The sequence below is a fragment of the Pseudoalteromonas sp. S4741 genome (assembly GCF_005886135.1).
GTDB classification, from domain to species: Bacteria; Pseudomonadota; Gammaproteobacteria; order Enterobacterales; family Alteromonadaceae; genus Pseudoalteromonas; species Pseudoalteromonas tetraodonis.
Window position 1 is genome coordinate 18,687 of the sequence record NZ_PNCN01000071.1, and the last position, 18,959, is coordinate 37,645.

Annotated in this window: 17 protein-coding genes; 9 read left to right on the forward strand and 8 right to left on the reverse strand. The window is 39.7% G+C overall.

The window, feature by feature from the left end:
- Positions 1 to 58: 58 nt before the first annotated feature.
- The gene (locus CWC30_RS11155; protein ID WP_138627112.1) at positions 59 to 238 is read right to left on the reverse strand and encodes an AlpA family transcriptional regulator; all 180 of its coding nucleotides are present in this window, start codon (positions 236 to 238) and stop codon (positions 59 to 61) included.
- Between the two features lie 125 nt (positions 239 to 363).
- On the opposite strand from CWC30_RS11155, the gene radC reads away from it, so the two are divergent.
- Genes radC through CWC30_RS11175 form a run of 4 tightly spaced genes read left to right on the forward strand, consistent with a single transcriptional unit; the run spans position 364 to position 2,132 of the window.
- Entirely contained in the window at positions 364 to 837 is a 474-nt protein-coding gene (gene radC, locus CWC30_RS11160; RefSeq protein ID WP_138627113.1) for a RadC family protein, read from the forward strand.
- An 11-nt stretch (positions 838 to 848) separates the two neighbouring features.
- Positions 849 to 1,268: a DUF2787 domain-containing protein gene (locus tag CWC30_RS11165; RefSeq protein WP_138627114.1), complete on the forward strand. Its 420-nt coding sequence runs from the start codon at positions 849 to 851 to the stop codon at positions 1,266 to 1,268.
- 10 nt (positions 1,269 to 1,278) lie between these two features.
- Positions 1,279 to 1,839 (forward strand): tyrosine-type recombinase/integrase, encoded by a 561-nt coding sequence (locus CWC30_RS11170; protein ID WP_036973950.1) that lies wholly within the window; start codon positions 1,279 to 1,281, stop codon positions 1,837 to 1,839.
- A 53-nt stretch (positions 1,840 to 1,892) separates the two neighbouring features.
- Positions 1,893 to 2,132 (forward strand): hypothetical protein, encoded by a 240-nt coding sequence (locus CWC30_RS11175; protein ID WP_138627115.1) that lies wholly within the window; start codon positions 1,893 to 1,895, stop codon positions 2,130 to 2,132.
- A gap of 173 nt (positions 2,133 to 2,305) precedes the next feature.
- Here the strand turns inward: CWC30_RS11175 and CWC30_RS11180 are convergent, their stop codons facing one another.
- Positions 2,306 to 2,977: an inovirus Gp2 family protein gene (locus CWC30_RS11180; RefSeq protein WP_008108608.1), complete on the reverse strand. Its 672-nt coding sequence runs from the start codon at positions 2,975 to 2,977 to the stop codon at positions 2,306 to 2,308.
- A 457-nt stretch (positions 2,978 to 3,434) separates the two neighbouring features.
- Here CWC30_RS11180 and CWC30_RS11185 point away from each other — a divergent pair, with 457 nt between their 5' ends.
- Positions 3,435 to 4,739: a hypothetical protein gene (locus tag CWC30_RS11185; RefSeq protein ID WP_138627116.1), complete on the forward strand. Its 1,305-nt coding sequence runs from the start codon at positions 3,435 to 3,437 to the stop codon at positions 4,737 to 4,739.
- 6 nt (positions 4,740 to 4,745) lie between these two features.
- On the opposite strand, the gene CWC30_RS11190 is transcribed toward CWC30_RS11185, so the two are convergent.
- Complete coding sequence (locus CWC30_RS11190; protein WP_138627117.1) at positions 4,746 to 5,951, reverse strand: tyrosine-type recombinase/integrase; 1,206 nt, start codon at positions 5,949 to 5,951, stop codon at positions 4,746 to 4,748.
- Between the two features lie 304 nt (positions 5,952 to 6,255).
- Between CWC30_RS11190 and CWC30_RS11195 the strand changes: the two genes are divergently transcribed.
- Together CWC30_RS11195 and CWC30_RS11200 are read left to right on the forward strand one after the other, a co-directional pair.
- Positions 6,256 to 6,792, forward strand: coding sequence for a YaeQ family protein (locus CWC30_RS11195; protein ID WP_008112865.1), 537 nt, complete (start codon positions 6,256 to 6,258; stop codon positions 6,790 to 6,792).
- 184 nt (positions 6,793 to 6,976) lie between these two features.
- Positions 6,977 to 7,582: a PGAP1-like alpha/beta domain-containing protein gene (locus tag CWC30_RS11200; RefSeq protein WP_138627118.1), complete on the forward strand. Its 606-nt coding sequence runs from the start codon at positions 6,977 to 6,979 to the stop codon at positions 7,580 to 7,582.
- Here the strand turns inward: CWC30_RS11200 and CWC30_RS11205 are convergent.
- Positions 7,579 to 7,788, reverse strand: coding sequence for a hypothetical protein (locus CWC30_RS11205; protein ID WP_016899028.1), 210 nt, complete (start codon positions 7,786 to 7,788; stop codon positions 7,579 to 7,581). The two genes, CWC30_RS11200 and CWC30_RS11205, sit on opposite strands and share 4 nt — an antisense overlap.
- 399 nt (positions 7,789 to 8,187) lie before the next feature.
- Between CWC30_RS11205 and CWC30_RS11210 the strand changes: the two genes are divergently transcribed.
- Entirely contained in the window at positions 8,188 to 8,661 is a 474-nt protein-coding gene (locus CWC30_RS11210) for a Dps family protein (protein WP_008112861.1), read from the forward strand.
- A gap of 64 nt (positions 8,662 to 8,725) precedes the next feature.
- Here the strand turns inward: CWC30_RS11210 and CWC30_RS11215 are convergent, their stop codons facing one another.
- From CWC30_RS11215 to CWC30_RS11230, 4 genes are all read right to left on the reverse strand, one after another.
- Positions 8,726 to 10,798 carry a S9 family peptidase gene (locus tag CWC30_RS11215; protein WP_138627119.1) on the reverse strand — a complete coding sequence of 691 codons (2,073 nt, stop codon included), beginning with the start codon at positions 10,796 to 10,798 and terminating at the stop codon, positions 8,726 to 8,728.
- A gap of 151 nt (positions 10,799 to 10,949) precedes the next feature.
- On the reverse strand, positions 10,950 to 11,525 hold the full coding sequence (locus CWC30_RS11220; protein WP_013466224.1) for a hypothetical protein: 576 nt from the start codon (positions 11,523 to 11,525) through the stop codon (positions 10,950 to 10,952).
- A 277-nt stretch (positions 11,526 to 11,802) separates the two neighbouring features.
- Positions 11,803 to 14,934, reverse strand: coding sequence for an efflux RND transporter permease subunit (locus tag CWC30_RS11225; RefSeq protein ID WP_138627120.1), 3,132 nt, complete (start codon positions 14,932 to 14,934; stop codon positions 11,803 to 11,805).
- Positions 14,935 to 14,947: 13 nt separating this feature from the next.
- Positions 14,948 to 16,126: an efflux RND transporter periplasmic adaptor subunit gene (locus CWC30_RS11230; RefSeq protein WP_138627121.1), complete on the reverse strand. Its 1,179-nt coding sequence runs from the start codon at positions 16,124 to 16,126 to the stop codon at positions 14,948 to 14,950.
- Between the two features lie 292 nt (positions 16,127 to 16,418).
- On the opposite strand from CWC30_RS11230, the gene CWC30_RS11235 reads away from it, so the two are divergent.
- Entirely contained in the window at positions 16,419 to 18,929 is a 2,511-nt protein-coding gene (locus CWC30_RS11235; RefSeq protein ID WP_138627122.1) for a zinc-dependent metalloprotease, read from the forward strand.
- Positions 18,930 to 18,959 lie beyond the last annotated feature (30 nt).

Sequence of the window (18,959 nt, forward strand, 5' to 3'; positions counted from 1 at the left end):
AAGTTCAACAATACAAGATAATTAAAAAATGTAAACGATCTGTTTGATCTTCCCCCCACTATTCCCTACTCACTATTTTTTCCATTATCCATTCATCCACTTCTGACTCAACCCAAGCCACTGACTTAGCACCTAACGAGACTTGCTTAGGAAAAGTACCCTCAGAAATAAATTTATAGATACTCGAGTGACCCAGTGATGTTTTTGCCATCACTTCTTTCAGTTTAATTAAACGCATGGAATTTCTCCGGTTAGTTATTAGTACATAACCTTTCCGGGGGCAGTATTTTTTTACGCCTTCCAAATGAAAAACTTACACATATACATCACTAACTTGCATAAACCACTTAAGAGGAATTAATAATGCAAGGTCAACAGTCGTTATATGAATTTAAACACCCAGTAAATGATGAGCAGATACTAGAAGCCGCTGCATACATCATCGCTCAGAAGCAGTTTCGTGATGGTGTTTTAAATAGTCCTAATGATTGCGAAGAGTACTTAAAACATAAACTCGCGATACATGAACATGAAGTATTTGCCGTACTTTTTTTAGATAGCCAGAACCGCATACTGGAGTTTAAAGAGCTATTTAGAGGCACTATTAACGCAGCTAGTGTTTACCCTAGAGAAGTCGTTAAAGAGGTGTTGGAGCTTAATGCTGCATCCGTTATATTGACGCATAACCACCCTTCAGGCGTTACCACCCCATCTCAAGCAGACAAGCTTATTACTACCAAGCTTCAACAGGCACTTAACCTAATTGATGTATCAGTGCTTGATCACATCATCATTGGCGAGAGCACGTATTCATTTGCTGAACATGGTTTAATTTAAAGGAGTTAAATATGGCGTTAAAAATAGAGCAAGTAGCAGGCTTAAAAGTGACTGACTCTTTTATTGGTGTGATTGTAAGCGCAGTTGCTAATAGAGGTGATTCTGTAGGAACAGCTAAGGCGGTTACACTTAACTTTAGAGATCCAGATTACAGCCCTGAAGCTGGAGGCTTTCACCCTGTAGAGGTTAGATTAGAAAAGAAGGCCACCAGCTGGCAGCTTATTTATATTACTGACTTTTCGTATCAGGGCCGTCATACCCCTGAACTGATAAAAGAAATTGATGTGTGCTTCAGCATTAAGCAGGTTTATCACTTTTTAGCTGGTTGGTTGAACGCTAAGGAAGGTAAAGAGCTATTAGACCTATTCATTTCAAACTTTGTTGAGTACTACAACACAGGTTGTTATCAAGTAACGGTTACGACGGAGTAACGGGGGCTTTATGGCTGAAGTACAAGCAGTTAAAGATCTTGATACAGTAAGGCTCGTTAGCTATTTACTAGAAAAGCGTTGCTCAAGACAAATGAGCCAGATATGGAATATTGGCTTAAATCTCGCACTTAGAATATCTGACTTACTTGCAGTGAAATTTACTGACATAAGTAACAACAGATTGATTATTTATGAGTCAAAGACCTCGAAATTAGCTGAAATAAAGCTAAATGATAAGGCGCTTACCTTGATCAACGAAATTAAACTAACTCATCCACACCACATCTACTTATTTCAATCATACCGCAATCAACAAGCGATTAATTCAAAGCCTAGACCGCTATCACGCAGAGCTGTCACAAAAGCATTTGCGCTAGTAGGTGAAGAACTAAATATTCATTTGGGGACTCACTCAATGCGTAAAACACGCGGTTATCACTTGTATCAGAAAACCCATGACATCGCCCGAGTAATGAAAATGCTCCGCCATAGCTCCGAAGCAACCACACTTCGTTACATAGGCATAACACAGGAGGAAATAGACAAAGACTTTGAAGAACTAGAGCTATAAACCCTAACAGCGCCATTCTGGTGCTCGTGATACTTAACTAAAAGGAAAACATTATGTCTTTAAATAAAGCCGTTTCGTGCGGCTTAGTCGGTAATGAGTTATCAAAACAGATAACTGGCAGTAGTGACTCTAGTGTAAGCAGAACAGCTGTGGCTATAAGTTCCGGAGCAGCCGCTGGAGCACTTACATCTGGCGCAATAGTAATTGGTGCTGGTGTTGCGTCTGCGCCTGTTACAGTCCCTCTAGCTGTTGCTGGAGGGATAGTTGCTGGCATTGCTAGTTTGTTTGATTAGTCAAATGCGAGTGCTCTAAATGAGCACTCTTTTAAATTGTAATAACACCGTTTATTTTTAGGTTCTCATAATGGTATTATGAGAACTTGCCACCCCTTATATACTAAGGGTTTTAGCTTATTAAGCTAATTGAAGGTCTCAAAACCTCGTTGATTAGCTTAATGGGAAGTTGATTACCTTCTGCTGCAACCAAAATAATTATCTTTACTACCAAAAGCTTTTGTATCAACTTTTGCAAAATAACTAACTCTAAAGAATAGCTGTTCAAAATCCTCTGCAAAGTTTTCACTGTTCCTATTAAGCCTGTATGTATGATTATCAGGAAACTCTACACACTTACCCGCATCATAGGTTTCAATCCCTATAGACTTGGCCCAGGCCCTTATTATACGAGAAGCCATATTATCACCATTACCTTGATAATTCCCTAAACCATAATAAGTGTCTTTATTCAGAAAAATCGCAACATGATAATGAGGCATGCAAGAGCTATCTTGCTCTTTAACCCATATATATCTCAAACTACTATGGTGAGCATTACCGTTTCTTTTAATTTTATCTTTAACGTCACGCTTTATTTCTAGATCAAGACTCTTAAAAAAGCTCGATATATTCGATGTTTGTAAACTTGCGATTTGATCAATAATCCCAAAGCTAACTGGAAATCTTAAATCAAATCTAATAGCCAAAGTTCTAGGATGTTCATTCAGGCTTTGAGTTAGAACCTGCTCAATAGATATTAAATAATTTTGTATCAAGTCTCCTTTATTCCATACAGGAATATTTTTATAGAACCCTACTTTGTTTATCACTAAGTTCCTATTAACTGGATGACGTTTATTCATAATTTCCTCTTAATTTAATTAGTCACATAAGAGGTGTCTCCTTAGTAATTATTTATCCATTATTCCTTAATATGTTGGAGAGATAGTGCCGTGTATATATTACCTATACAGAAAAACAACCCATCAGATTTGTGTGGTATGAATCAAAAAACCATAGGCTGTTGAGTTGAATTTAACAGAAAGAAAAAAGAGAAAAGTAGTACCGATGCGGGATCAATTCATCTGCCTACAAAGCTTAATATTTGCTTTTTCAAAACTAGCATGCGATAGATCATAAAATAAAAACTAAGAAAATAAACACCAAAAAACAGCTAACCCCAGTAAAAACGTGCTCATACAAAGCATCTTAGTTACGTATTTTTTACTATATATAGTTTGATTTTTTATGAATAAATCACTTATAAATTATGCTTTAGTTATGCTATAAATGAACTTCACTTAATAAGGAATTACAAAAATGTCATGGCTAGACACATTCAAAAATGATGAAAGATCGCTCTTGTGGTTAGTTAAATATATTCATCACACTGAGTTGTTTCAGGTAAATCAACTTCCTAAAAACATTAAAGAAGCTCGCTATATTATTCAGTGTTGGGAAAATGAATCCATTAATGAAACAGGATGGCGTCTCAAGTATGAATTGAGAAAGTTAATGAAGAGTTACTTTGCAAATATTCTACCTATTGAGAGTTTCAATTGGCTGTCAGATAGTGAGCCAAAACAGTTATGCTGGGTATTTTTTTACTTGAAATTTAACCCTCCTAAACGCTATTACTACGCCCCCCCAAATAAGTACTTTCGAGATTTTGCTTGTAACGTTAAAGAGATTTACCCTCTAATCATTAGAATTTTTGATGCCTCACTTTGCAATGAAGGAGTTAAACAAGACTATTTACTGACGATGAAACGAGACTATTCACAGTTTGTAACAGGTAAAAGCCTACTTCCCTGGTTAGATATAAAAGATGAAGAAACATGTAGCTGGATTTGGCGTTATCTAACAGAAAAAATAGATGAGGCGGCAGAGGAAAAAATAGCTTTCCAATTCATTAAACCAATTGATAATGAGACAATTTATTGGTCTGTTATTGCCTTGATAAGTAATTGGAAGCACTTAAAAGGGAGATTTATAGAAGCAATTAAAGTCCCAATATTCGATCATATCATTACAACTAAAAGTTTGGATGTTCAAATCGATTTAAACTATTATGGTAATGAAACTATAACTAAAAATAGTAATGAAACAGAAAACGCCACCCCCAACACTATGGACCTCTTCAAACCGTCAGACATTGAACTAGTTGAGCTTAATGAATTCAAGTTCATCAATGATGCATATATGCCTTGTATCATTTACACCGATACCTATTACCCATACGAAACTATTGAGCCATCATATATTTTTCGATCCAGACTAAAATATCTCTTTATGGTTAGCCTCAAGCGTAAAGGTGAAGTACATATTCGCAACTGGCCTGAAGTAGACTTTAAATATCAAAAATTTAAAACAACAAGCCCTATAATAGGTTCCAGCAATAAAGTTGGTCGTTTTATTAACAAATATGAGGATAAGCTCCCAACAACAGCTGAACTAAACACATCATTATACAACGCACATAAACAGAAAATGTTTCGTCAAAAAAGTAGTAGCCCGTTAGGCTTAACCAAAGCAAACCAAAAAAAGCTAACCAACTACGCTAAAGATCAAAATACCACTGAAAAAAAAGCCCTCAATGAACTAGTTAAAACAATGCTTGATTAGCTCCTATTACTTTGAATTAGCCTGCTCAATCAGATCACTCCACCAAGCCATTATTGGCCTGCGTTGCTCTAAATAATCAGAGCGGTTATATGCCGCTCTTGTTTCGTTTTCATCTGCGTGGGCTAGGCAGGCTTCGACCAAAAGGCTGTCGTAACCTTCCTCATGAAGAGCTGTAGATGCAACTGAGCGCAAGCCATGAGCCACCAGCTTATCTTTGTAACCCAAACTGCGTTTAATCGCGGCATTGACCGTATAAGTGCTTGCATGGCCCTTTTCATTACGCTCACTCGGGAATACATATTCATGGTGACCGCTGAGTGGTTTCATTTGTTCAAGTATTGCCAAAGTAGCAGGCGTCAAAGGCACTCTGTGAGCCCTTCTACGCTTCATTTCTTCAGCAGGAATCACCCAAACAGCCTCTTCAACATTAATGTCTGCCCACTTAGTGCCTGCGGCTTCCTTTGAACGAGTCATTGTGTGCAACTGCCACAAAATTAAAAGCTTGGTTTTGTCCTGAATGGTTTGAGAGTTATTCACAGCCGTTAAAAAATCAGGGAGCTCTTCAGGCTTAATAGTAGCCATATGTTCTACTTTATTTTTAGTAAATACTTTTATAATTTTTGCTAGTGGATTGGCATTGATAAAGCCATGATTTACCGAGTAATCCATGATCTGGTTTAAGCTTTGGCAAATACGCTTGATTGTAGAGTGTTTACCGTCAGCCTCAAGTGGCCTGAGAATTTCAATGGTATCAATCGCTGTAATGCTTTCTAAAGGCATGCCCTTCATTTTCGGGAAAATATACATCTCAAGTGTTCGCCATTCCCTAGCTGCGTGATGAGCGGTCACAGTAGGCTGTTTTCGTTCAAACCAAAGCTCTGCAGCAGCTAAAAAAGTATTCGCAGCTTTTCGGCTCTCTGTTCGCTTTTTTGCAAGCTCATATGCCTTTGGGTTAATACCTTGCGCTAGTAGTTCTTGATACTCAATAGCTTTAGTACGTGCGTTAGCAAGCGATAGTGCTGGATAAAGCCCAAGGGGTAATTTATTAAATTTATCACTTATTGGATCTTTAAACTTAAATTGCCAAGATTTAGTACCACTAGGTAAAACACGCAGTTGAAGACCGCCACCGTCAGAAAGCGTTTGTTCTTTGCCTGTACTAGTAATTGATTTTATTTTCTTATCCGTTAGACGAACTACAGGCCTAGCCATAATAAGCTCCATAATGATGATTAAGACTAGTATATATAAAACATAATCTCATGGGTACTAACGTGGGTACTAAAAATAGTAGAAGCAACAAGATTAGACTGGACAAATACGGAATAAAAACAGATTAAACACATGTTTTTTAAGGAGTTTAAGTAACACTACGGAGCGGCACGGAAGTTAATACAAGCGCCCAGGGAACCACTGGATAGCCATTTTTAACTCCTAACATATAATTTGTAGCTATTTTAACTGGCAATTCATTTAATTGCGCTATACTGGCGCAAATTTTTTCAGATTAGATATTATGGCTCTCAAATCTACCATTATTAAAGCGCAACTATCGCTTAGCGATATGGACCGTCACGTATACCAAGACTTTAATTTAACCTTGGCACAACACCCTTCAGAAACTGAGCAGCGCTTGATGATCCGCTTACTAGCGTTTGCACTTAATAGCTGTGATGGATTAGAGTTTACTAAAGGTTTATGTGCTGATGATGAGCCGGAGCTTTGGCATGTCAATTACAGTGAAGAAATAGAGCTGTGGATTGAGCTGGGGCTGCCTGATGAAAAGCGCCTTAAAAAAGCCTGTAATAAAGCGAAAAAAGTAGTTTTATATACCTATGGCGAAAATAACCAAGCTATTTGGTGGCAAAAGCATCAGCCTAAATTATACGAGTTTAAAAACTTAAGTATTTTTAGCCTTGATTATGCTGCTACTCAGCTATTAGCTGCGTTGGTTGATCGTAATATTAAATTGGCTATTACTATTCAAGATGGTGAAGTTTGGGTTAATACCGACACCACTAACATTGAGATAAAACCTCAGCAATTAATGTAACTAGAATAGGTTATACCAATTGCATTAAATTAGTTATCTATTATAGCGACAAGTAAATAAGTCGGTAACAAGGCGAAAATTGTGACATATAGTTGTTCTATATAAATAATTTTTAACGTAGGTAGCGGATTATTTAATACGCTAGAATGATCATGTTTTTAATAAAATTGGTATTAGGGGGCGTATGAAAGTTAAACACGTGATTGTTTTACATGGCTTATATATGTCTGGCTTGGTTATGCGCCCATTGTGCTCACGCTTGGAGGAGTCGGGGGTTAAAGTTTTAAACTTAACCTACAATACGCGTGACCCTAATCGAGATGCTATTTTTACGCAAATAGATGAGTTTATTAGCAATGAGCCTTCTGCTTTAGTCTGCCACTCTATGGGAGGCTTAGTTGCCCGCGCCTATTTAGAGGCAAACTCAGCGCCAAGTCACCATGTTGAAAAGGTGATCACCTTAGGTACGCCACATACTGGCAGCCATATAGCCCGCAGAATGCAGCAAAAAGGCTTTGATGTATTTTTAAAAAACAGTGTGGAATTTCTACTGACCGAAAATGGCGATTGGCCATTTAATGCCAAACTTTATAGCATTGCTGGCGATTTACCGATTGGCTTAATGCCACTCATTGTAAAAAGCAGCCGCTCTGATGGCACTGTATTGCTAGATGAAACCAAGCTAAAGGGTATGGCCGAACATAAGGTATTTCACTTAAGCCATACCAGTATGATTTACTCACGCCAAGTCGTTAATTATATTCTTGAGCGCTTGAATGAGGACATTTAGTCCTCGGCTGCAGCCGCCACTTTGTAGCTGATCAAAAATATAATACCCAACACCAGCGGCATTGGTGCAGCAATATAGCCAAAGGCATCAGAGTTTGCAAAACTCGCACCCGCTAAGTGCGCAACTAACCCTAATACAAACCCTAGCAAAGCAATACCAATAACGATGAGTTCAGCTTTATTTTCTTTACGTGTTTTAGCTTCCATAATTTCTCTCCGCATCTAATCAAGTAGCCCCTTAACTCAATAAAGTGATCCCTATCAAGTTGGGCTATAGTGATTATGCGCTTTACTTATGAGCGTTTTTTGACCTACATCAATAAATAAAATAAGTGTGCGCTGCGCCTGTCAAAAGCTTGTTTTAGATCATATTTTGTACTCACAAAATAAACAATTTCGCTGCTCAAGGTAGTATTTTTATAAACACAACCCATATCTATTGAACAGCGTTAGCTAACTTATTTAAAAAGTCGAGCTAAGGTGATAGCTTTTAGCTATGACACCAATATGTATAAACGATTTTATTAATACACTATCTTAGGCAATACTGACTGTATTGAACAAGGTGTAAACAAATTCATAAAACGGTTATTTAAGGAGCAAAGTATGTCGCAAGTAAATGCAATTGGTTTAAACAGTACAAAAAGTGAAGATATTATTAAGTCACTGAATACGCTTTTAAGCAGCTATCAAATTCAATATATGAATGCGCGCGGTTTTCACTGGAATATTAAAGGCCGAAACTTTTTTGAATTACATTTAAAGTTTGAAGAAATTTATAACTTACTACTGTTAAAAGTAGATGAAATCGCAGAACGTATTTTAACGCTTGATGGTGCACCGCTACATGCGTTTTCAGATTACTTAGAAGTAAGTGAAATTAAAGAAGCAAAAGGGATCAGCGACGGCGTAACCGCAGTAGAGAACTTACTTGCCGGATACAGCAGCTTAATTAAAATGCAGCGCGATATTCTTGCACAAGCCGCTGAAGCTGATGATGAAGGTACCGCGTCATTAATGAGTGACTACATTAAAGAGCAAGAAAAACTAGTGTGGATGTTAAAAGCCTACCTAGATTAAGTTATTTTAAAAAATAGAAAGCCTCAGTTATTACTGAGGCTTTTTTGTAACAATCATTTACGGGCTATGACAAAGCGATAAAAAAGGCCATTTCTAGCGCTTTTTCCTCTAAGCTCTTAAAGCGACCCGATGCCCCTCCATGCCCTGCATCCATGTCGGTTTTAAACACTAAAATATTATCATCGGTTTTATATTCACGCATTTTAGCCACCCATTTCATTGGTTCCCAATACTGTACTTGTGAGTCGTGCAAACCGGTTGTCACCAGTATATTGGGGTAGTGTTGCGCACTAATATTGTCGTACGGTGAATACGCTTCAATAATGTCGTAAAAATGGGGGTCATTTGGGTTACCCCATTCATCATACTCATTTGTTGTAAGCGGAATGCTTTCATCTAACATTGTGGTGAGCACATCTAAAAATGGCACATGGCAGCCCACTCCACAGTAAAGCTCAGGCGCTTGATTTACCACAGCTCCAATTAATAACCCCCCAGCACTGCCACCAGAGGCAAACACTTTACTTTTGTTGCCGTATCCTTGCTCTGTGAGCGCTTTGGTTACATCTATAAAGTCATTAAAGCTATTTTGTTTATGCTGTTTTTTACCATGTTCGTACCATGAACGTCCTAGCATTTCGCTTCCACGCACATGCGCAATCGCATAGACAAAACCACGGTCGAGTAAACTCAGTGACGTACTCGAAAAACTAGGATCTATGGTGATCCCATACGCGCCATAACCATATTGAAACAACGGATTTGAGCCATCTTTTTTGAAGCTATCTTTACGATATACCAACGACACGGGTACTTTTACTCCATCACGGGCACTTATCATAAGTCGCTCTGACTGGTAGTCATTTGCGTTAAAATCACCAAGTACTTTTTGTTGTTTAAGTAAGGTTTTTTCACCGGTGGTTAAATCAACATTATAAAGCGAGCCTGGCGTTGTTAAGCTTGAATAGTAAATGCGTGCATGGGTTACACTTGGCTCTGGGTTCATCGCAATAGCGGCGTAGTAACAAGGATCATCAAACTCAAGGTTCATTCGCTCGGCGTTTTGATTAACCACAACAAAGCGTGCTTGGCCTTGTTCGCGCTCGCTAAGCACTAAAAAGTCGTTAAATAGTTCAACGCCTTCTAATAATACAGTTTCACGGTGAGGGGTATGTGTTTGCCACTGGTTTTTATCAGCAATGGTGTCGCTTGTTGCGGTCATTAATCTAAAGTTTTTGGCCTGCCAGTTAGTCACTATATAAAAAGTATCACCAAGCTTATCGATATCAAATTCATGCCCCTCTTCGCGCGGCATTAAAGCGGTAAACTCACCTTGCGGTTGATTGGCATCAAGCACCCACATGTCGTTAGTTTCTGTGCTCGCTAAATCAATAATAATTAAGCTTTCATCACGACTTTTACCTAAGCCCATAAAAAAGCTGCTGTCTTGCTCTTCGTATACCAGCACATCTTGGTGTTGCTCAGTCCCTAGTTCATGTCTAAAAACTTGATAACCTAATAAGGTTTTTAAATCCTTTTTTACATAAAATACGGTTTTATTGTCGTTCGCCCAAACCACTTGCCCCTCGGTAATCTCAAGTACATCGTCGAGCATTTTATTGCTGCTTAAATCTTTAAACCGTACTGTGTATATCCGTCTGCCATCGGTATCTTCAGAGTAAGCCATTAATTGCTCGTTGGGGCTCAGCGCCACTTCCCCTAACTCATAAAACTCATAGCCATTGGCAAGTGCATTAACATCAAGTAGTAGCTCTTTATCAGCCATTGCCATACTGCTGCTGCGATAATGACGCGCATATTCATCATCTCCGCGAACCTCTGAGTGATACCAATACTGGCCGTCTTTTACCGGTACAGTGTTATCGTCTTTTACAATACGACCTTTAAGCTCCTCAAATAATGTATTTTGTAGTGGCTTAATGGCAGCTAATTGTGCATCACAATAGGCATTTTCTTGCGCTAAATGTGCGAGTATATCGGCATTTTGTCGCTCATCATCGCGCATCCAATAATAATCATCACTGCGTGTTTTAGCATGAGTAGTCAGCGCATGAGCTTGCTTTTTAGCAACAGGGAAATTAGGTAATAAGCTTAAAGAATAATCAGAAGAAGACACAAAAAAACCGCTTAAAAAATAACAATGGCGATCAGTTTATCATAAAAATAAAAAAGCCCACTCATAGTTGAGTGGGCTAAAGCGGTATAAATTCGATAACTAAAAACTACGAGAATTTTTATTGTTGTCGTTATACCTAAGGGAAGTTGATTTACTGTATTTGCTGCCAAGCCATCGCCCAGCTTTCACCAACGCCTGGCTCAAACATAGCGCTATTCTCATTCACACGGCAAAACTCACTAAATGGCCATGCCTTACACTGGTATATATGCCCTGTTTTTGGCTGTAATACTTTGGTGCCCGCACTGTACATATCGCCATTTTGAGGATAAACCGCGTCGTATCCAAGGCTATTGACTGTGATTAATTTTTTATTTTTTTCAGCGCGATTAAAGTGAACCACCGCGCTACAAATACCACTGCTTTCAAGTGCAAATATTTTGTTATGTCGGTACGCAACCACCAATCCTTGCTCTGTCATTCTGCCAGCGCACACAAGCGGAATATGCATATTAATATGCTCAACCACCAGCAAACTCCAAGCATGCGGTTCGCCCTGCTCTGGAGAGAGTATTTCATAATCAAACGCTAGCTGAGTTAATTCGCCATGCTCATCGTAAAAGCTCACACTAACCGTATCACCAACAAAGAGCTGGCTATACTGATCGAGCCCAAGACAACCAATAGTTAACCATTCTCCACATGTTAATGATGAATGTATAAACACTGCAACACCTTAAAGAGTCAAACGTCGCCCATAACATATGGCTTTCAACAGGCAAACTAGCTCATGAGCTAATATGCGTTAACTAAAGTATTAGGCTAAAAACCATTGTGTAATACCAATACCGACTGATTGTAATTCGCAATGTTGCAATAATCAAACAAAAGAATGTAACCAGAGTTTAAAAACAATACTAAAGTTTGCACTAATGAGCATAAAACAAAAAAGCCAACCGCTTTATAAACGGTTGGCTTTTTTCAGCTACATGATCTGGGTGATGTTAACTTACGCTCGCTTTTTTACTTGCGAACGGGCGCTTAAATAGCGCGCCTATGTCGGTTAAAATAATATACAAACATGGCACCAAAATAAGGGTGATCAGTGTTGCAAACATAACCGCAAAGCCCAGAGCTACCGCCATAGGTATTACAAATTTGGCTTGTAAACTGGTTTCAAACATAATCGGCAATACCCCTGCAAAGGTCGTAATTGAGGTAAGTAATATGGGCCTAAAGCGTGCACAGCCTGCTTCAATAACCGCATCTTTTATACTGATACCAGCTCGACGCGCCTGATTAATAAAATCAGTCATCACCAAAGAGTCGTTAATAACCACCCCTGCAGCAGCAATTAAACCAAAACCCGACATTAAACTAATATCTAAACCAAACCAAAAATGACCCCATATTGCCCCCGTTAAACTAAATGGAATAACCGACATTACAATGAGAGGTTGTGAGTAACTTTTTAACGGTACGGCAAGTAGTATATAAACTAAAATCATACCACCAGCAAAAAATAGCAGTTGCTCATTAGCTTGCGCCTGCTGTTCTTCAATTGCACCACCTAGTTCTGACTTAACACTGGGGTATTCATCTTGTAGTTGTGGCAATAGGTTTTCTTTTACTTGCTTAACCACTTCACCCGGCTCAATTACTTCTTCATCTATATTGCCGTAAACATACACAGTGCGATAACCGCCTTCACGACGAATATAACTAATACCAGGGGTTTCAGTTAGCTCAACCACATCTCCTAGCAATACTTCTTTGCCTTGGGGCGTGGTGATAACCGCGTGTTTAAGCGATGAAAACGCTTCGCGAGTAAGCTTAGGGTAACGTACCATCACCCGTACTTCTTCACCGCGGCGAATAACACGTTGCGCCTCGCCACCATAAAAGCTCGCGCCTACTTGATTTGCAATTGAGGCCAAATCTAACCCTAAGTCAAAGGCGACTGGTTTTAAGCTCATTTGTACTTCTTTGCTAGCAGGGTCAATGGTAGAGCTTATATCAAATAAGCCTTCTTGCTGCTGCAATAACCCAATAAAGCGACGCCCTGCTTCATTCAATGTATCGATATCAGAGCCATACAGTAAGTAACCAAACTCACCGTTACCGCCGCCACCTCCACCGCCAACGTCATCCTGAATAGTTAGTGATTTAACACCCGCGATATTAGGCATCGCTTCACGCCAGCGGCGCGAAAGCTCAAAGGCATTATAAGGGCGTAAATCTTCATCAACCAATGGCGCTAATAACTGCGCCTCTGTACGACCTTGGTTAAATACCAATACATCGCGAATCATCTTTTGCCCTTCTTCGCGCTCGGTTTGCTTATCTATTTCAAGCACCATAGCTTCGATTTGACGAATAGCATTAATGGTTTGGATGTCTGATACATTATCATTCATTTCAACATTAATTTGCGGGAAGTCATGCGGCACTTTAGGCGATGGGATCATTCTCACCTGGTTTGACGATATTAACGCAAAGGTGAAAATTAGTAGCGCAATAAAACTAAACAGCACCGTCCAACGCCACTTTATACAATTAACAATAAACCGCCTATACGGCCCATTCACAAAGCCAAAAAAGCGCTTATTAAAGCGTGCTCGCCAACCGTCAGGGTTAATAGGTGAAAAGTGAGTATGCGCAATGTGTGCTGGTAATATCAGCTTTGATTCAATCAAGCTAAATATTAAACATAAAATCACCACCACTGAAATACCTATAAAAAAGGAACTTTCAGGGCCGCTTGAAAGCGTAAACGGCGCAAATACCGCAATGGTTGTTAGTACACCAAAGGTCGCCGGGGTGGCAACTCGTTTTGCGCCATTCACTACATTAACAACACCGCCGCCTTTTTTCTCTATTTCGGTGTAGGCACTTTCACCTATGACTATGGCGTCGTCCACCACAATTCCCAGTACCATAATAAAGGCAAACAAAGACACAATATTAATCGTGATGCCAAATAATGGCATCAACATCATCGCCCCTAAAAAACATACCGGCAAACCAATCATTACCCACAGTGCCAGCTTAAAACGTAAAAATAATGAAAGCATAATGGCAACTAAAATAGCCCCTTGCAGCAAATTAGCTTTCATCATATCTAAGCGTGCATTAAGGTAGTATGTCATGTCCATTAATGGCTCTAAACGCACACCCAATGGTAGTTCTTTATTTTTTTGGTCCATGTAGGCTTTAACAGAATCGGCCACCGGAATAATATTTTGATCTTCGGTGGCTTTTACCGATAAATAAACCGCGTTTTCGCCATTAAATTTAAAGTAACGCTCACCTTCAACGAACTGATCTTTGATTATAGCAATATCTTGTAGCAACACTTTGGCACCATTGGCGCCAATTTTTACCGGAATTTGCCTAAACTCTTCACCAGAATAAAACTGATTTTCTACTCGAACCGAAATAACACCCGCATCAGTTTTTAGTTGTCCCGCCGAAAAATTAGCCGAATAACGACGTACCGCGTTCGCTACATCCGATAAGGTTAAATTATATTGACGAAGTGTGTCGGGCTCTATTTCTATGGCAATTTCATCCAGTGGCACATCATTTACCACTAAAGATACATTCGATAACTGCAATAATTCATCTTCAACCTGATTTGCGATTGGCTTAAGTTCATTTAGCGGTAGGTCGGCAACGAGCGTCATACCAATTACATCTTGGCGAAACTCTATTTGGCTAATGGTAACCGGCTCCATTCCCGCTGGAAAAGTTGCAATACCATCTACTCGCAGCTTGACCTTATCGAGAACGTCGGTGAGCTCTGCGTCAGTATTAATTTCAAGGCTGGCAGAACCCCCATTACGAAAAGCGCGATACACCCCTTTTTTTATCTCAGTTATATCTTTTAACGACTCTTCAATTTTTATTAAGATGCTTTCTTCAATTTCCTGTGGCGACGCCCCAGGGTAGTTTGCATTTACAGTAATATAGTTAACTTCTATATTGGGGAACATTTGTCGCTGAATGGTAAAGTAGCTTATAAGCCCCATGACAATAATAAAAAACATCATTAAATTGGCAGCAACAGAGTTGTTAGCAAAATAAGCAATTAACCCTGTTTGTTTGGTTGTATTGGGCTGTTCTATGTTATTCATAACTCACCCTACCTTAAAGTTTTTCAGTGGATGCGTTTTCTGCTGCATCTGTATTTTTAGTCTCTGTTAAACCGGCTATTTTTACTGCCATGCCTTTTTGTGGATATTCCGGCAAGGTAGTAACAAGCTTGTCGTTGGCTTCTAAGCCATCGCTAATATAAAAATATTCACCTTCTTCACGAATTACTTTCACCTTACGCGGCTCTAACTGTTGCTCATCATTGACTACCCACACGGTTTGGTTATTTACTAACTCTTGCGGTAAACGATAAATATTATTGAGCATAGTGCCGGCAAAGTTTACTTGTACATAAGTGCCAAATTTAATTGCAGGCTGCTGATTAGTAAGCCCATAAGGATCTTCAATTCTTACCACTAAACTGCTCATGCGAGTCGCGTTATCAACAATCCCTAAATCGCGGTCTATTACTGCTTGACGAGCAAACCCATTTAATCCTGTTTTAATAACCGTTGCCGTTACCCCTTTAACACGCTCAGGTAAAAACACACTGTCAAAGCCAGCGATCGGAATAATCACTTCAGCGGTTTCAATATTATTCAGCTCGGCAACTTGAGCGCCCATACTGACAAACTGGCCTACACCTACGTTACGACTCACTACTAACGCATCGTATGGTGCAGTGATTTCACAATTATCTAAATCGCGTTGGGCTCTTTTTAATGCTGCTTGCGCCGACTTAACTGATGCTTGCGCACTCAGCACTTGTGGTTTGCGTAAAAATAAATCTGTACGTGCTTTATTTGGGAAACGTTTTGCTTCGTCTTCTGCTACTTTGGCTTGCGCTTGCTCTTCAATTAACACCGCTTGAGCGCGGGCAAGTTCAGCTTCAGCTTGCAATACTGCGGCCTCATAGTTGTCTTTTTCAATTGTAAATAGGGTTTCACCGCGGCCCACAACCCCACCTGCTACAAAGCTCGGATGCCAGCTGACGACTTCACCTGACACTTGCGCTGAAAGCTGGGTATTTTCAAGCGGCTGCACTTCACCATAACTATTAATGATAACTTGATGGTTGTTAGCGGAAACGGCTTCAACCTGCACCGTTGGTCGAGTGTCTATGACTTCTTTTTTGTCTGACTCTTTTGCAATCGCATTAATTGCAACAAAACCAGCAACACCTAATGCCAGTGCTACAAATGGAAAAGCCCATCTAAGTACATTACCTTGCATCTGTTTATTTCTCCCAAATTACTATTAGCACTATGATACCAAAGCTTAATGAAACATTAACGTGACATTTGTAAGCAACTGTTACAAAAAGGTATAAACAAGGTCTTCTTCCGCAAATAAAAGGTAAGTCAAAAGCACTGTTAAGCCGCTTTATAAATGTATTGTTACAATCTTTTACCATTATAAATCATAAAGCTAATCACTTTAGGTTAGTATTTATTAATCATACTGTGCGAAAAAGCATGACACACCGTACAGTAAAGTTATATTAACAACTAAAAAAGACCAAACGATGAAATTAACCACACTTACCTTGGCGCTGAGTATAGCGCTTAGTGGCAGCTATGCTGTTGCAGCAGAAAAAAAAGAAGAAAAGAAACCACAAACATTAACTGAAATGATTAAAGGGCAAACCGAATTTGCGGGTATTTTTAATCTTTACCAAGATGAAAAAACCGGCGATCACTTAATGGTAATTAACGAGTCACAGCTCGATACGCCCTTTGTGTACTTTGCGCATACCATTGATGGTGTAACTGATGCGGGTCATTTTCGTGGGTCGTATCGTGAAACAAAGCTGATTGAATTTAGAAAATACTTTGATCGTATTGATATTATTAGTAAAACCCCTCGCTACTTATTTAACGAAAATAGCGCGCTAGCTAAAGCCAGCGAGGCAAACATTAGCGAAGCCGTGCTTGCAAGTATAAAAATAGAAAAGCAAGAAGAAGGTAAAATAGCCTTTAATGTAAATAAGCTTTTTTTAAGTGAAGCGCTACATAAAGTGTCTCCTACGCCTAACCCGAACGATAAAAATGCTAAAAAGCGTTTTAAAGTAGGTAAATTAGACGATAAAAAATCACGCATCATCAAACAGCGCCCATACCCTAACAACCTAGATGTGGTTGTCGATTATGTTTTTACCAATAGCAGTCCAACCGTTCGAGGTTCAGGTGCTGTAAGCGATCCTCGAAGTGTGTCGGTAAAAGTACAACATTCATTTGTGGCTTTACCAGAAAACAATTACCAACCTCGTTTTGATGATGCGCGCATTGGTTATTTCACCAATCAGTTTGATAAAATGACGTCAACCGACTGGGCGCCATACCAAGATGTCATTAAGCGCTGGGATTTGCAAAAGAAAGATCCAAACGCAGCACTTTCAGAGCCAGTAAAGCCGATTACCTGGTGGATAGAAAACACTACACCGGTTGAATGGCGTGACACCGTGCGTGATGCCGTACTTGCTTGGAACACCTCGTTTGAAAAAGCAGGCTTTAAAAATGCGCTCGAAGTAAAAATACAACCTGACGATGCCGATTGGGATGCCGGCGATATTAACTATAACGTACTACGCTGGACTTCATCACCCAAACCACCGTTTGGTGGGTATGGGCCAGCATTAGCGAACCCGTTAACCGGTGAAATTTTAGGCTCAGACATTATGCTTGAGTTTGTATTTATGAAAAACCGCTGGATATACGATACGCTTTATACTCAAGGCACGATGAGCCATACACAGCCAACCAACTATTCAGAACTCAATTGCTCTTTAGGTCATGAATTACAGCAAAGCCTAATAATGGCCAAGGGCTTAGCAAATGGCGCTGATATTGAAGATACCCAAATGTTACGCCAAGGCTTAACTCAGCTGGTTTTACATGAAGTAGGGCATACTCTAGGTCTTAATCACAACATGAAGTCTTCTATTTTGTGGGATGAGAAAGAAGTTCACGACAAAAGTAAAACCCAAGGCATAATTACCGGCTCGGTAATGGATTATGCGCCAGCAAATATAGCGCCAACGGGTGTGACTCAAGGCGATATTTTCCAAACTAAACCAGGTCCATACGATGATTGGGCAATAAATTACGGCTACAGCGCAGCGCTTAAAGATGAAGCTGCAGAGCAAGCTCGCCTTGATAAAATACTCGCTCGCTCAAGCGAACATGCGCTTTCCTTTGGTAACGATGCCGACGACATGCGTGCCCCTGGCCGCCATATAGACCCTCGCGTGATGATAGGTGACTTGTCGTCTAACCCTGCAGCTTACGGCGCAGATAGAATGGCACTGATCAATACACTCTTTTCAGAACTTAAAGACAAAGCTACAGTAAAAGGTGAGTCTTACCAACAGCTTGTTACTTCAGCTAACAGCCTATTTGGCCAGTATCGTGCACAAGCAGGCGTGGTATCTCGTCAAATTGGAGGGGTTTATGTAGAGCGTGCCGTCGTGGGCGATGAAAATGCAGCAAAGCCTTTTACACCGGTACCACTTGAGCGTCAAACCCAAGCAATGGCTATTTTAGCTGAGTATGTGTTTGCTCCAAATGTACTGCAAAGCATGCAGCCATTGTATAACTTTATGCAGCAGCAGCGTCGTGGGTTTAATCATTACGGTAAAAACGAAGACCCTAAACCGCATAAAATGATTTTAGGCATGCAAAAAGGTGTATTAGCGCAACTACTGCATCCTGCTGTGTTACTGCGTATTTCAGATACCGCTTTATATGGTAATGAATACAGCCTTACGCAATTTATGGGGGATTTAACTGCAAGTATTTTTGTTGATAGTAAAAATGCTAATTCAGTCAGTCATAATTTACAGATTGAATACGTAAATCAGCTTATTGCAATTGCAGGCTTAAAAAAAGCAAGTAAATACGATAACTTAGCAAAAACAGCTGCGCTATATCAGCTAACTCAAATAGCCGATCAAGATGTTGCATGGGGTGCAGACACCGCAACCAAAGCACATAAAAAATATATCGACCGCTTAATTAGCAAAGCGCTAGAAGCATAAATAACACTGAGTAAACCAAGGCCACGTTTT

What these genes read in the sequence shown, in the direction of transcription:
- CWC30_RS11155 (WP_138627112.1), bottom strand. Translation starts at nt 238, where the DNA reads ATGCGTTTAATTAAACTGAAAGAAGTGATGGCAAAAACATCACTGGGT.
- radC (WP_138627113.1), top strand. Translation starts at nt 364, where the DNA reads ATGCAAGGTCAACAGTCGTTATATGAATTTAAACACCCAGTAAATGAT.
- CWC30_RS11165 (WP_138627114.1), top strand. Translation starts at nt 849, where the DNA reads ATGGCGTTAAAAATAGAGCAAGTAGCAGGCTTAAAAGTGACTGACTCT.
- CWC30_RS11170 (WP_036973950.1), top strand. Translation starts at nt 1,279, where the DNA reads ATGGCTGAAGTACAAGCAGTTAAAGATCTTGATACAGTAAGGCTCGTT.
- CWC30_RS11175 (WP_138627115.1), top strand. Translation starts at nt 1,893, where the DNA reads ATGTCTTTAAATAAAGCCGTTTCGTGCGGCTTAGTCGGTAATGAGTTA.
- CWC30_RS11180 (WP_008108608.1), bottom strand. Translation starts at nt 2,977, where the DNA reads ATGAATAAACGTCATCCAGTTAATAGGAACTTAGTGATAAACAAAGTA.
- CWC30_RS11185 (WP_138627116.1), top strand. Translation starts at nt 3,435, where the DNA reads ATGTCATGGCTAGACACATTCAAAAATGATGAAAGATCGCTCTTGTGG.
- CWC30_RS11190 (WP_138627117.1), bottom strand. Translation starts at nt 5,951, where the DNA reads ATGGCTAGGCCTGTAGTTCGTCTAACGGATAAGAAAATAAAATCAATT.
- CWC30_RS11195 (WP_008112865.1), top strand. Translation starts at nt 6,256, where the DNA reads ATGGCTCTCAAATCTACCATTATTAAAGCGCAACTATCGCTTAGCGAT.
- CWC30_RS11200 (WP_138627118.1), top strand. Translation starts at nt 6,977, where the DNA reads ATGAAAGTTAAACACGTGATTGTTTTACATGGCTTATATATGTCTGGC.
- CWC30_RS11205 (WP_016899028.1), bottom strand. Translation starts at nt 7,788, where the DNA reads ATGGAAGCTAAAACACGTAAAGAAAATAAAGCTGAACTCATCGTTATT.
- CWC30_RS11210 (WP_008112861.1), top strand. Translation starts at nt 8,188, where the DNA reads ATGTCGCAAGTAAATGCAATTGGTTTAAACAGTACAAAAAGTGAAGAT.
- CWC30_RS11225 (WP_138627120.1), bottom strand. Translation starts at nt 14,934, where the DNA reads ATGAATAACATAGAACAGCCCAATACAACCAAACAAACAGGGTTAATT.
- CWC30_RS11230 (WP_138627121.1), bottom strand. Translation starts at nt 16,126, where the DNA reads ATGCAAGGTAATGTACTTAGATGGGCTTTTCCATTTGTAGCACTGGCA.
- CWC30_RS11235 (WP_138627122.1), top strand. Translation starts at nt 16,419, where the DNA reads ATGAAATTAACCACACTTACCTTGGCGCTGAGTATAGCGCTTAGTGGC.